A 13,885-nucleotide genomic window follows, 5' to 3' on the forward strand; every position below is an offset into this window, starting at 1 on the left:
TAAACGTCCTGTGCGACAGTGAACGGTGTCTCAAAGAAGCGGGTTGCGAAAATCCATCCTTGGAGCGGCTCACATCGGTCATCCATGACCTCACTTCCTCAAGTTGCGAAACTGTGTTTCGAACTTTCGTCACCTAAGCTGCCTGTGCGGCAGTGAACTAGAGCTTATCATGAAAATAGTCAGATACCATAGACAGTTACGTTAAAATAGCCTGTTAGACCTTTTTTTAGATGCGTTATATAAGCTATTGATTTTTAATCCCCAATTTTTAAAGAACAAATTTTGGGTCAAACATATATCTATTGTCTAATCCTTGAATCGTGCGTATATGATGACGTATGTCGTTGTTACCGACTTGGCCTCAATGAACGACAAGATTTTAAAGTTAAAATACTACGAATACCTTCATACTCGAAACCAGAAACAAAAGGCTGTGGCCGTGTGGCTAGTGGTAACGTAGCTTCGGTAGTGATCCCTCCAATTTTGCGAAGCTGGTTTATCAGACGACTACGTGCAGCATCAAATCCCGAATCTGCCCGGGGAATAACATGCCATTTAGGCAAACGCTCATGACCTGTCGACGCTACAAACACCTGTAAGCCATTCTGCGTTTTGTAATCTGTTGACCAAACTCTTAGAAAATAGCGATTGAAAACCATTCCAGGCGCATCAGGTTGAGACCATTGTTGACTTTGAGGCCGATCTTGCCAAAACCAGAGAGAAAGAGGTGCATTTGGATCATCATGTTGAAACCATACGCTATAGTAGGCCCGAAAAACATGTCGCCAACGAATAGGATCGGCCAAATACCATCCAGCAGCGCGCATACAATTCTGTAACTCATCAGGTTGAGCCTGTATCACTAAATTAATCGGTGATTGCCGAACTCCGGCGACTGAAAGTGCATAACGACTCGCTGGATCAGGAAACAACTGTTCGGCACGATTAAACTGATCCACAATCGGTACAGTCACTACCGGAAGGCTAAACTGGGGAGCGCGTAGATTCATTCCTAAAATAAATCCACCCCAAAGCAAAGTCATCAGAACACTTGCTACGGTCAGTCGTTTTTTCATCGCGGAAGCTCGAAGCAAAAATTGCTGAAAACGGCTCCAGCCCATGTAACTTAAGGCGATACCAAATAAAAGCCCTAGCGAACCCACTAAATAGCCAGCCAAAATATCGCTCAGATAATGAACACCCAAATATAATCGACTAAAACCGATACTAGCTGCTAACAATATCCCTGCAAAAATCAAATTAATTCGAGTTCGCCACCCCCGAACTGAAACAATGAATACAAAAAACAAAAACCCATAAAATGCAATACTAACTGTGGCGTGCCCACTAGGAAACGCATAGCCACCGGGAGTGATTAGCGCGACATCCGGCCGGACTCGGTGAAAAGCAAACTTACCAATAGTTGTGAGCACATTGGCCAGTCCAGCCGCCAGGCACATTGGCAAAATAAATTGGGTCTGACGCATGCGTCCAAATAAACAAGCCATCAGTCCCATTCCCAACACAATCACCGGCGGGCTACCCAAAGTGGTAATAGCATAAAAAACATGATTCAGAAATGGTGTCCGAAAGCTGGCAATTAGGGCATCAACTCGAAGATCTGTGGCTACGATCGCTTCTTTTTCCAGCAAATCTTCCACTAATCCACCGAATAACAGTACAACATAGCCCATCGCCACCCCAATCAAAGTCAACGGTAGCCCTTTTATTTGACTTGTATCGATACGTTGTTTAAAAAACGAACTCAGACGAGGGTGTCGTTTGTTCCAAGTGATGACTTCAGAATTATCAGCAATCGCTTGGCCCACCGACTGGCAGACAGACCAAGCAAGCTGTGCACTACCGGCCCCAAAACGGATCACCGCCCAGCGCAACAGATATAAAAGCAACAACAATGCGATAAGTGCCACCAGCATCATCCCTATACGGGATAACCAGGTGTGGGCCAATGCCAACGATTGTGAAAAAATATACCCTGGTAGGATCCATTGAAGAGCCCAACCTATCGCGCCCAGCAAATTCCAGAGTAAAAATGATCCCCGATTCATGTTGGCCATACCGGCAATAAAAGGCATTAATTCTTTTACAGAAGGCACAAAGCGCCCAAGAAATACACTCTTGCCGCCATGATGTTCAAAAAACACTTCGGCTCTGGATAAATAATCTACTTTTAAAAACCAGCGTGGTTGCTTAAGCCACTGATGCCCATATTTACGCCCTAGACGATAGTTGATGTTATCTCCCAATGCGGCACCTGCAATAGCAAAACACAACAGATCTCCCAGATCGAGCACCCCCTGTCCAGCAAATACCCCCATGAGTAATAAGAATGTCGAGCCGGGTAACAGCAAACCTATCACAAAAAGAGTCTCAGCCAGAGCCGCAACAAATGCGACCCAATAGCCCATCATTCCCATATCTCGAACTAATGTAAGAATAATCTGAGTTATATGATCCATGCGAGTCTCTTTAAAGATGGCAATACGTATCAGTGTAGGAATCGGTTACCGAAGATGCCATGCCAAAATAAAAGATACTTTTTAAATTAGGATAAATGCTATAAATCCAATGTAAACAAACGTGCAGAGTGCCTTCATCCACGAAGTATTGGCTCAGAGGATAAACCGGAAGATAAGATGATGAGTCATAGAGCCTCAAAAGTAAGCGGCTCATGATTGAATTATGCTCAAAGTGAGTTTAAATGAACTCAGAAGACGGTCTGCCCTTTGATAGAAAAATCATCACACTCCTCTCTATGCCATTTCAAAGGCGTTAACTGGGCACTGAGATACAGTGGATGTGCCGGTTCCCCAGATTTATTGAGTTTCAGATAATATAAATCCGGCAACAGGGAAACCACTTGTTTCGAACGCTGAAGATGGCCGCCATGATTGCCCCACGCAGCAACCACGATCCCAGCCTCTCGGGCTAATTGAACCAGCCACTGATCATTATCTTTTCCCACGGGATCTTCTTGAGATTCCATTATTTCAGGCTGGGTTGCCCGATAAGCAAACAGGTTGGTCATACACACACCGCCATACCCCCAACGGTTAGCGTAATGGATACAGCGGGTCACGGTTGGATCATCCTGTTGTTCATCGGCTGTCGACGGATTCAGGCAAACAAACATCACATATGGTTTTGCCTCATCCCAAATCCGCCACAGGGCATACCGATACTTTCGGCATGTTGAAAACTGGGCCGTATTTTTTAACTTTTGAGTGGCTGTTGTCAGTTTCCTTTCCTTGACTTGATTAGCGAATAAATGGTTCATAATCCATCTGAGTGGCGTTCGACGTTATAATCTGCCGATAGTAGTAATAACTATTTTTAATGATCCGTTTGCCACTGCCATGCCCTTGATTGTCTTTTTCGACATAAATAAATCCATATCTTTTTTTCATTTCCCCCGTTCCGGCAGACACTATATCGATAGGGCCCCACCAGGTGTAGCCAATGAGCTCGACGCCATCTTTTATGGCTTCTTTGATCATCTCAACATGATCTTTTAAATACGCCATTCGTTCAACATCAACAATATGGCCCTGTGGATCCACGACATCTTCGGCACCTAATCCGTTTTCCACAATAAATAAGGGTTTCTGATACCGATCATATAATTCATTACAAACGTAACGAAGCCCCAATGGATCGATCGGCCATCCCCACTGAGTTTCTTTCAAATAAGGATTTTTTTTACCTAAAAGACCACCGGTATTTCCTAATATAGGCATGCCCTGCTCATGCAAAGAGCTGCGGTAATAGCTGAATCCTAAATAATCACAAGTACCTTCTTGTAAGGTTCGCCGATCCGCATCGGTGATGGTCAGCTGGATATGATTCTCAGCCTGCCAGCGCTCAAAATATCGAGGATAAGCACCGCGCAATTGAACATCGCTATAAAACAGCGAACGCCGCCGCAGTTCATAAGCGGAAAATACATCTTCCGGTTTACACGTTGCCGGATACACTGGGCTTAATGACAACATGCAGCCGATTTGAAATTTCGGATTAATTTTTCGGGCCACAATACAAGCGCGGGCACTAGCAACCAGCATATGATGACTGGCCTGATAGATTGTTTGTAACTTCTGCTCATCTTCTTGCACGACCACGGCAGCCGCTAAAAATGGCAACGTATGCGCATGATTAATTTCGTTGAACGTCATCCAATAGTTTACTTTATCTTTATACCGTTCAAAGATGACTTGGCAGTACCGTTCATAAAAGGTAATCAAGGCTGCATTTTTCCAGCCTCCATAATTTTTAACCAAGGCCAAAGGGGTTTCAAAATGAGAAATCGTAACGACGGGTTGGATATGATGTTGAATCAACGTATCAAAGAGCTGATCATAAAATTTTAATCCTGCCTCATTCGCGGTCGTTTCATCACCATTCGGGAAAATCCGACTCCACGCTATCGAAAGTCGTAAACATTTAATTCCCATGCCGGCCAATAGCTCAATATCAGACTTAAATTGATGATAGAAATCAATTGCATCGTGACTTGGATAATACGCAGCCGGATCTAAGGTTAAATCCATCTGCTTAAAACGATCCGCACCGACAGGCAGGACATCAGCGACACTCAGCCCTTTACCGGCGACATCATAGGCACCTTCAGCCTGATTTGCCGCTATCGCGCCGCCCCATAAAAAACATTCCGGAAATGACTCTATCATGATAGCTCCTGTGAAATGTGATACTTCACCATGATGCCACTCTCCGTCTCTCTTCTTTTTGATAAAGAAACAGAAAGTGTCATCGCCGCTTAATCCGATGCCATTCGCCCCACATCTTTGCTGGGCGGTACACCAAACGCCCGTACATACTCTCGACTAAATTGAGAGGTGCTAGCATAACCGACTTCATAGGCGGCACTACTTACATCCATCATTTTGGCTCGCATCAAACTACGTGCCTGTTGCAAACGCACTGTTTTCTGGAACTGTAGCGGGCTCATCGAAGTTAACGATTTAAAATGGGTATGAAACGAAGAAACACTCATTCCGGTAAGTTTGGCTAAATCTTCCATCTTCACTGGTTTCGCATAATTATCTTTCAGCCAGGAGATCGCCTTGGTGATCTTCTCCGCATTCGAATCGGCAATTGCAATCTGCACGATTGCAGGACCCATAGGGCTCAGCAGTAACCGAATCAATACTTCCTCAATCATCAGTGGGACCAATAATTCAGTATGTTGCTGCTGTTCAATTTGTTGCAACGCTCGTACCGTGGCCTTAACAATATGTGCATCGGCATCCCCCACATAGACTGCCTGTAGCTTCGGAGCTTTCGGCACGCCATTGGGAAATACTTTAAGGATCAACTGGCGAAGCCTTTTCGCATCCAGCGGGATCATCAAACAAAAATAAGGTTTATCCACAGATGCCTGAGTAATGGCTAAATTAATCGGAACTTCCGCAGAATAAACGACCAGCGTGGACTCATTTTCTTCAAAAGTCATTCCCCCCTGCGTCAGTGATACCGATTTTGCGCCCTGAGGAACAATACAAATACTCGGCCGAGCCAACAAATACGTTTTTTCTGAAGCCGTCTTCGATTCCCGAACAACATGCACATAATCTTTTTGCAGCTGGAAGAAACCATCATAAGGGGCCAATTTAGTTAACAACGCCGCCATCTGTTGTAAATCAACACTATCGGTGCCAGTTTTTGCCACCTGAGATATCGTTTTACTCTCCACTCCATTCACCTTCAGCCCGTCGACTAAGCCTTCACCGGCTCAGCACTACGAGTCACTAACCATACACCGCCTACGACCAATGCCGTCGCAATCGTTTTAACAACAGTCAGATCACTCTGCCCACTGAAAATCGCAATAACTGAAGTAAAAATGGGTAAGAGATTCAAATAAGTACTGACCGTAGTTGCTCGTAACCGCTGCAACGCAATCAATAACAAGAAATAAACTAAAGTACCATCAAATATCAGCACAAACAGCAATTGAAAAATAGCGCTATGGGTGACTTCCGCCGTGTAAATACGCTGAGCCACTAATTCTGAAGCCCCGAAGGGTAATAACATGATCACACTAAACAGAAACATCCATTTCAAAATAGTTACAGAACTATATTGCTGTGTCACCTGACGCGTGATTACTAAATATCCCCCATAACTGGCCATACTGATAACCGCGATAATGACCCCCAACAGATGATTAGCGCCCACCGCTTCACTCACGTTTCCCTGTAGAATCACCAGCACGGCACCAGCGATACTGAAACCGATCCCCAACGCCTTAATCAGCGAGACACTTTCTTTTAAAAATACGACCGAAAGTAACAATACGGTGACAGGCACCATCGCCATGATCAGCGAAAAATTCACCGGTGAGGTATATTGTACCGATTCGGCAAAGGCCATCTGCGATACGATCAACCCTAGGAAACCACCCACGGCCAGTACACCTAAATCTTTAGCGTTCACCGGTTCTCTTGGAAAAAAGAGACTGATCCCCCATAACGCTACAGTACCATAGACCAGACGCGTCAGCGTATACCCCATAGACGTCATCCAGGTTCCAGTCAGTGAATCTGTCACTAAAATATTACTCGCAAAAATAACGCATGAGAGCATGACGGCCATATGACCCGAGATCTTCCCCATATATACCTCGCTGTAATTGATCACGTTGATTCATCATCCGAAGAGTGCTTAATCGTAGTGAAGGGTTTTACGACACCACACGTAACATTCAGATATAAAGAGACGATTTTCTATAAAGTGATTTGCCACAAGCCGTGCCAGCAGCCAAATCAATATGGCTCAGACATGGCGGACAAAGATCAAGAACATGAATGATGATCGATGGCTAAAATATAAAAAAACCAGCAAGTTAAACTTGCTGGGGAAGTCGTTATAAATATTCGTTGCCTTGACCAATAGCATCAAGCAACTGATGTAGTTTCAGGGCATCAGCAAAGCTGGGCGCTTCACGACTGCCTGTTTGAATATCTTTAGCCACCAGTTTATAGATACCGGTCACATTGCGAGGGATCACCTGTTCTGGTAACTCAGCGAACAATTCAGCTGGCGGAACTAACGTGTGCAACTCAGAATCCGCTCCTTTAGCCCCTTTAATCGTCATCTGTGCAAACTGACCGTGGCCAATATTCCCCGTCACCTGAAGATCACCATCAGTACCATTAATTTCCCAGAGGAAGTTTGTCCCTCGTGACATTCCCCCCCGATAGTGGGCCGAAAACGCAGCACCACTTTTAAACTGACCGTGCACCAGAATTTGATCGGCAGCGGAGGTTACCACATCAGCCCCGGTATCGGTGATATGCACCGTATCACGACATTTCAAAGTGCGGCCATTCACATCCGCAAATTCCCCTAATACATCCTGCACACCCGCAAGCGTATGACCAAAAGGAATCGTCAGCATGGTCGCTCCATTGGCTTTATCAAATAGATAAGCCAGTTCTGCTGAACTTTCTGCGCCCCAATTGCCCCCGGAACCAATCAAGCTACTACTCAGTACCGTCCCCACATAACCATCAGCAATCAACTGTTTTAAATATTTAACTTCCGGGGCGGTACGCATCTGCGTGCCCACGGTCGCTACAACTCCTTTTTCAGCCGCTAATGCGGCCAATTTTTGAGCTTCTGCCAAGCCATTTCCCAAAGGCCATTCACAATGAACATGCTTACCCGCGGCTAACGCTGCGCTCACCAATTCATAGTGATAAGGGACTTTCACCGTCACAACCACGAGATCAACAACATCAGAAGTCACCAACTCCTGTGGTGTCGCAAACGCATGCGGAAGATGTAACCGCTCAGCGGTGCGTTGACCACTCTCTGGAGTTGAGTTAGCCACCGCGACGATCTCAAAATCTTCACTTAAAGAGCGCAGTGCGGGTAGATGAGCCATAGCGGCCCAATGACTATCTGGATTTAGACCAATAAACCCCACTCGGATCGGTTTTTTACTCATGGTTTCCTCTCTTTTCGATACACTTAGCAGCCAAATTTTCTGCCGTTTAGCTACCGTAATTGGTAATACAATGAATGTGTTAACTCGATAACCACATCATCAAGAATCAACAAACAAGACGCTTAATGCTACTAAAACTAAACCATGCCTTATAACTCACACATTGATGAAACAGTTATAAAATAAGGTTAACAATAACAACTGATGCATCGGTTCATTCCTGAAACACAGCCAATAACTTATTAAAAATAATTAATTTTCAATAAATTAATTGGTTATCATCAGGATAATTTACAATTTAGAAACAACGACTATCTGAAGACCATTATGAAAATAACTGACTTATTTTTTCCTGCCTAATTCTTGCCAATTCATGCCTAATGCTACAAAGTCAGTTCTCAGGCTAAGCGGCTTAATTCCAAATATATAACGATGTACAAACCAAGACGCCGTGACATCCATTCTTATAGCCCTCCTTATCAAGAGAGTTCCTTCATGATTAAAAACATTTATTCCTGCTAAGGTTAATCTGGATTTATAGCCAAGCTATAGCCATGTGCTGCCATGATCCTTACACTTGTTCACTCCCACGCCTTGCATTTCGGAACTCATTTTCACAAGCATAATCAAGGGTTGGGATTTTCCCGGGAACGTATAAAACGGCCGCTCTGGCTATATGATTGGATCATCATCATGACAGCTCATGATGAGTGATAGGGAGCAAAAAAACATAAAAATTAATTCAACAAGAGATTTCTAAAGCACCTGCAATGGCTATTTGAGGGCATCCTGATCATCAGGATGATGACCACAAGGGTCTTCAATTTTGGACGACGTTTGCACCTTCTCGAGTTTCAAGTGCTGTTCCCGTTCTAACTGCGATTGTTCCACATCCATTGCCAGTGTTAATAACCGATCCAACTTTTTCTCAAGCAGTTCCAGTCGCTGCTCAATGCGACTAATTTGATCCGCATTTAACTGTTCTTTATCAATCAATGCCTGTTCTTCCTGCTGCATAAAAAAAGCTGAAAAACTCGCCGTTAGCATCGAAAACAGACCGATGCCCATAAGAATTAACAGTGAGCCGAAAAAACGTCCAAGAATACTTCCAGGAACAATATCACCATAACCCACAGAGGTGACCGTCACCCAGGCCCACCAAATACCATCCAGTGGCGTTTCAACATTCGGATCAATCACCGCCATCAAAGTCCCGGCCATAATGATGATGACAAAACTGACCATGAGCGTCGGCCCCAGATGATGACGCCCCATAATTTTCTGAAAACTACCCGACATATTCATCATCATGGTAAACATCGCCAACAACCGCAAAGCCCTCAAACCACCGGCATAAGGTAAATAACTCCAGAGTAATGGAATACCTAGCACGATAATGACTAAGTTACTCCAATTAGTTTTTAAATAACGGCACCGATGAGTAACCAACGCCGTTAACGTCACTGTTTCAACTAAAAAGAATACCCATAAAAACCAATCGGTGACATAAGCATAACCAAAAGGCTTTCCATCCCGAACCTCAATGTACCACTCGAATAAAATCCAGAACGAAAACAACAACATCGGCCATTCAAAATAACGCCCGATTTTGCGAGCCCGTTTATTCTCCGAGTGGTCAACCCCGGACAGACCAATCATGCTGGAAACAGAAACCATCATGAACAGCACTCTACATCTAAGACTTAATTTAAGCTTAATCTAATCCTTACATTTAGCCACTATTGCTTGTTCCGGAGTTCCATCGGCATGAAATTGAAGGCTCCAAACATAACGCCCAGCTTGCGGCAAAATGGCAACAGTATCTTGACCATATCCACCCGCGATCAACGGTTGCGATACGGCTGTTTTAAGGCTCAATCCTTTTACCGTAAATTGCGGAGCCCATCCGGGACTGGCATATTGAAAGTGATATCCTCCAGCCATTTCCTTGACAACCGCCTGATAAAGTCCGTTCCCTTTATAATGAAAAGCTCTGAAGGATTTAAAAGTCCAATCGGTATCGGCAAAATCACCGACCAAATACAGAGGCTTATCCAGTAATGGACGGCCTTGATCCGGATTATCACAACGGCCTACGCGGCCAGAAGCCTGCAATTGAACCGGCTGACGCTTAACGACTGGACCGGTAGCAGAGGGCTGTGCAATAGCTAAAAAGCGAGCGTGATAACCAGCTAACGGAACGTGATAAATCCCTTTTGCATCGGCCTCAAATACCTGTTGGCTCAGCAGATCTCGTAAGACTCCGTTCGCGCCGATCTGTTGGCCACTGAGCGACAATAACTGGGGAGCATCACGAGTACTGACCATATACAACAGAACATCACGACCACTACGTTTATAGTCAACTAAGACATTGGCATTGGCTAGAATATTGACGCGTTTCCCCTGATAAAGAGCCGGATGCTGCTGTCGTAAGTGCATCAATTGCGTTAAGTAAGTTTTTAAGGCCTGTTGAGGCTGAGTTAACGTCGCATTCACCCCGGCAATTTTGGCATCAGAGCGAGCTACATGATCATCACAAAGCCCCTGATCGACGCAGATATCAGCAGGGACCTTGACATCAAAATCCTCCACTTGATCGCCGATCTCTTCGCCATAATAAAAGGTAATCGGCCCACTGTAAGCCGCCAAAAATGATAGCGCCGCCCGATGCCGCTGCCAGTATTGTGGCTGTGGAGGATCAGCGATCATTCCCCGTTGCAACAAATCTCCGAAACGTACCAAGTCATGATTTCCCAGCATCAAATTAGGGCGAGCATGAAGAGGATACAACTGTTGCAAATGAAGCCCGTCATTCAACCAATCGCCTCCTTTATGGCCCACTGAGTTTTCGTCAACGGCAAACGTTTCTACCGCCCGATACCGGAGTGGGAAAGCAAACGCCGAGCACAAAGCCGGAGCTTTATCTGATCCATAAGCGGTATTGGTAATCCGATTGAGATTATTCGACCACACCTCAGCAACCATATAGCCCAACGGATGTACCCACTGCCCTTGAGCATTACGATAACGGACGCCTGCGGATGCTTCGGTCACTGTCTGCCTTAAATGGACCCAGTCTTGCAGCGGAACTTGATAGGCCTGATCGAGTCGCCAACCATCAATTTTGAGCGTCCGAGTCCAGTATTGAATCACCTGCTGATAAAATTTCAGGCTCCCGGGATAACGGACATGGTCAGAAGGACCACTGGACAAGGTACCTTGCGGCGAGGGTTCGAGATTGGTTTTATGATGACCGAAGACACCATCTAAAAAAACATACAATCCCAGTTTATGAGCTTTGTCTACCAGTGCTTTAGCATCGGCTAGTGTTCCGATCCGAGGATCAATTTTAAAATAATCACTGGCGAAATAGCCGGTTGCATCAAGTCTGGATGCTGAAAGCGGTTGCCCAGGCATCGGTTTGGACTCAAAAATAGGCGTCAACCAAATGGCATTCATCCCTAATTCTTTGATGTAGTCGAGTGAGCGGATCACACCTTTTAAGTCTCCTTGATGGTGACTCGGGCCATACCCCACCCCATAACTGAGATTCGGATCACCATCAACAAAACTTTCAACCATCACTTCATAGATCCGGAGCTGGTTACTCTGCTGTTGTAACACCGGATCACAAGGGACCTCAGGCATCGATTGCGCAATAGCCGCCTCACTCCCCCACCCCAGTAGCAGTAGTACTGGGAAACGCCACCATTTCCATCTCATCAAAGTCATCCTTTCTTGATCGGTATGGATTCTGATTATGCGGACATCCGCCTTCCTAAAAACCCTCCCTGGCTTACTTTTACAGGGGCGTAGGGCTAAAGGAGGAGTGACTTGCTTCACATTTTTACACTAGCGTTGGTTATTGTTTTTATCGCCACCTGAGCCTAATGGAGGCAAGAGAGAGCTTCAGTCCCATCGACATGCAATATCGTTCAATAACTCTCATTTAGTTTGCCGTATGTTATCCATAGCCAACGAGGGAAAACATATGCAACACCTGATCTTAGCCATGACTTTATTTGCACTGGTCGGAGCCATTACTCCAGGACCTGTAAATTTAATCGCCACCAGCACCGCATTAAACCATGGCAAACAAGCCGCACTCAGACATGTAGCGGGAGCCTCGATCGCCTATTCAATAGTCGTCTATACATCGGGTTATCTCATGCAAATGATCACTCACTACCTACCTAAATTGGAGAGTGTCATGAAATGTGGAGGCAGTCTGTTTTTACTGTATCTAGCCTATAGTCTCTTTAAAGCCCACATATCACCTATTACATCGACTCGGCACTCAAAATCTGGAATACTGACCGGGTCATTCATTCAATTGTTGAATCCTAAAGCTTGGGTGGTTGCTATGTCCGGTGTCAGCCTTTATGTCACAGGTAATAGTCACCCAAACACATTGTTAGTTATATTTACAGGGATTTCACTGGTCATCTGTTTTTTGGGAGTTGGAATGTGGGCGATGACGGGGACACTATTGGCTAAATACCTAGAAACACCGACCCAGCAACACTATTTCAACCGAGTAATGGCCATTCTTTTAGGAATTTCCATCATCATGATATGGATATAACCGACTGGAGCAGTGGATTTTGAAAAAAGATAATAGTGTCCGTTTTAAACAGAGTACCCAGTTTCCCTGGATCGAACTGAGAGTGGCCCGGCATTGCAGTGCCTGCTATGAAGCCCATACCCATGATGAATTCTCTTTTGGCCTAATTGATCAAGGTACGGCACACTATCGAAATAGAAACCACCTACATCACATTCATCCAGGGCAGATTGTCACGATCAATCCCACGGATGTTCATGCCTGTAATCCCCATTCAGACCTTTGGTCTTATCGAATGATATTCATCAATACATTACAAATGGGTGAGATGCAGCGGCAGATTTTCAATCGCATGTCGATGGACTACCGACCCTTCGACTCCGATTTCACCACCAATCCCAAACTTCGAAACCACTTCCCGGCCCTTTTTTCAGCATTACAAGCCAAGGAGAACTCGCTTGAAGCCGAAAGCCATTTATTTGATTTTATTGAAAACTGCTTTATACAGCAGTCCTCATCAGAACTTCCGGCCATAAGCTCAGCCAATTTAGCGATCATTCGAGACCAGCTACTAGACGATATCACGCACATTCACCCTCTCTCTCAGCTGGCTCAGCAGGTCAATATGAGTTCTTATCAATTGCTCAGAGCCTTCAAAAAACAATTTGGATTACCCCCACATGCCTATGTGATGGATGAAAAAATCAAACGCGCTAAAAGCTTACTTAAATCAGGGAACAGTGTCGCAGAAATAGCGTTAGATTTGGGGTTCTCTGATCAAGCCCACTTCCAGCGTCAATTTAAAAGGAAACTAGCGGTTACGCCTAAATTCTATCAATCGCAGTTCTTATCCTAAGTCCACTCAAACGCCACAAACTCAGGATGCATTTAAAGTAAACAAAATTCGACCATGAACATTCACCAGACTCTAGTCAAAAGGTAGCTTCGTTTCCCCGGTTAAAATCAATCCTGGAGAATCGTAAAAACTGCCCCCAACAATTCGATATGGGGCAGCATTCAGCAGCGATTCCGCAGCGTCTGGTTTTATATTCTTGGACATATCGACTGGAAGTATCGCTCTAAACCAGCGACCAGATTTTGAAAATGAAGGGTACTCAACTCGATAAAATAACCAATGTTGGGAACACTCAGGGCATTGATATAACCAAACATCACCACATCGACTATTCTTCATATCGGCGCCTAAGTATGTTCCTTTCTCTTCACAATCCCAGAGTCTGGGTTGTAAGCATTCACATTCTTCAATCAGCATCCACTATCCCTCATCCTTGACAGCCCTTTCATCACTACCAACGATCGCCCTATTC

11 protein-coding genes are annotated in these 13,885 nt (G+C 44.9%); 2 read left to right on the forward strand and 9 right to left on the reverse strand.

The features are described 5' to 3' along the window. Positions 1–347: 347 nt before the first annotated feature. The 8 genes from ABUE20_RS18025 to ABUE20_RS18060 all read right to left on the reverse strand — a co-directional run bounded on the left by ABUE20_RS18025 (position 348) and on the right by ABUE20_RS18060 (position 11,716). Positions 348–2,480, reverse strand: a complete 2,133-nt coding sequence (locus ABUE20_RS18025) for an LssY C-terminal domain-containing protein (protein ID WP_408621347.1) — start codon at positions 2,478–2,480, stop codon at positions 348–350. A 248-nt stretch (positions 2,481–2,728) separates the two neighbouring features. Further along, on the reverse strand, positions 2,729–3,298 hold the full coding sequence (locus ABUE20_RS18030; RefSeq protein ID WP_408621348.1) for a DUF1643 domain-containing protein: 570 nt from the start codon (positions 3,296–3,298) through the stop codon (positions 2,729–2,731). Beyond that, positions 3,279–4,703 carry a glycoside hydrolase family 1 protein gene (locus ABUE20_RS18035; protein WP_408621380.1) on the reverse strand — a complete coding sequence of 475 codons (1,425 nt, stop codon included), beginning with the start codon at positions 4,701–4,703 and terminating at the stop codon, positions 3,279–3,281. Before ABUE20_RS18035 ends, ABUE20_RS18030 begins: the two co-directional genes overlap by 20 nt. A 92-nt stretch (positions 4,704–4,795) precedes the next feature. Beyond that, complete coding sequence (locus ABUE20_RS18040; RefSeq protein ID WP_408621349.1) at positions 4,796–5,731, reverse strand: AraC family transcriptional regulator; 936 nt, start codon at positions 5,729–5,731, stop codon at positions 4,796–4,798. 23 nt (positions 5,732–5,754) lie between these two features. Beyond that, entirely contained in the window at positions 5,755–6,654 is a 900-nt protein-coding gene (locus ABUE20_RS18045) for a DMT family transporter (protein ID WP_408621350.1), read from the reverse strand. Between the two features lie 250 nt (positions 6,655–6,904). Further along, the gene (locus tag ABUE20_RS18050; RefSeq protein WP_408621351.1) at positions 6,905–7,990 is read right to left on the reverse strand and encodes a Gfo/Idh/MocA family protein; all 1,086 of its coding nucleotides are present in this window, start codon (positions 7,988–7,990) and stop codon (positions 6,905–6,907) included. 774 nt (positions 7,991–8,764) lie between these two features. Further along, a complete protein-coding gene (locus tag ABUE20_RS18055; protein ID WP_408621352.1) occupies positions 8,765–9,670 on the reverse strand; it encodes a potassium channel family protein in 906 nt (301 codons plus the stop codon). Between the two features lie 39 nt (positions 9,671–9,709). Then, positions 9,710–11,716 (reverse strand): alpha-amylase family glycosyl hydrolase, encoded by a 2,007-nt coding sequence (locus ABUE20_RS18060; RefSeq protein WP_408621353.1) that lies wholly within the window; start codon positions 11,714–11,716, stop codon positions 9,710–9,712. Between the two features lie 268 nt (positions 11,717–11,984). On the opposite strand from ABUE20_RS18060, the gene ABUE20_RS18065 reads away from it, so the two are divergent. Both ABUE20_RS18065 and ABUE20_RS18070 read left to right on the forward strand, forming a co-directional pair. After that, the gene (locus tag ABUE20_RS18065) at positions 11,985–12,578 is read left to right on the forward strand and encodes a LysE family translocator (protein ID WP_408621354.1); all 594 of its coding nucleotides are present in this window, start codon (positions 11,985–11,987) and stop codon (positions 12,576–12,578) included. A gap of 19 nt (positions 12,579–12,597) precedes the next feature. Continuing rightward, complete coding sequence (locus ABUE20_RS18070; RefSeq protein WP_408621355.1) at positions 12,598–13,413, forward strand: helix-turn-helix domain-containing protein; 816 nt, start codon at positions 12,598–12,600, stop codon at positions 13,411–13,413. 72 nt (positions 13,414–13,485) lie between these two features. On the opposite strand, the gene ABUE20_RS18075 is transcribed toward ABUE20_RS18070, so the two are convergent. Next, complete coding sequence (locus ABUE20_RS18075) at positions 13,486–13,830, reverse strand: hypothetical protein (RefSeq protein ID WP_408621356.1); 345 nt, start codon at positions 13,828–13,830, stop codon at positions 13,486–13,488. Positions 13,831–13,885 lie beyond the last annotated feature (55 nt).

The sequence above is a fragment of the Celerinatantimonas marina genome, from assembly GCF_046054165.1.
In the GTDB taxonomy this organism is placed as follows: Bacteria; Pseudomonadota; Gammaproteobacteria; order Enterobacterales; family Celerinatantimonadaceae; genus Celerinatantimonas.

Bases quoted from the DNA above. Each gene is read 5' to 3' on its own strand.
- ABUE20_RS18025 (WP_408621347.1), bottom strand. From the start codon at position 2,480: ATGGATCATATAACTCAGATTATTCTTACATTAGTTCGAGATATGGGA.
- ABUE20_RS18030 (WP_408621348.1), bottom strand. From the start codon at position 3,298: ATGAACCATTTATTCGCTAATCAAGTCAAGGAAAGGAAACTGACAACA.
- ABUE20_RS18045 (WP_408621350.1), bottom strand. From the start codon at position 6,654: ATGGGGAAGATCTCGGGTCATATGGCCGTCATGCTCTCATGCGTTATT.
- ABUE20_RS18050 (WP_408621351.1), bottom strand. From the start codon at position 7,990: ATGAGTAAAAAACCGATCCGAGTGGGGTTTATTGGTCTAAATCCAGAT.
- ABUE20_RS18055 (WP_408621352.1), bottom strand. From the start codon at position 9,670: ATGATGGTTTCTGTTTCCAGCATGATTGGTCTGTCCGGGGTTGACCAC.
- ABUE20_RS18060 (WP_408621353.1), bottom strand. From the start codon at position 11,716: ATGAGATGGAAATGGTGGCGTTTCCCAGTACTACTGCTACTGGGGTGG.
- ABUE20_RS18065 (WP_408621354.1), top strand. From the start codon at position 11,985: ATGCAACACCTGATCTTAGCCATGACTTTATTTGCACTGGTCGGAGCC.
- ABUE20_RS18075 (WP_408621356.1), bottom strand. From the start codon at position 13,830: ATGCTGATTGAAGAATGTGAATGCTTACAACCCAGACTCTGGGATTGT.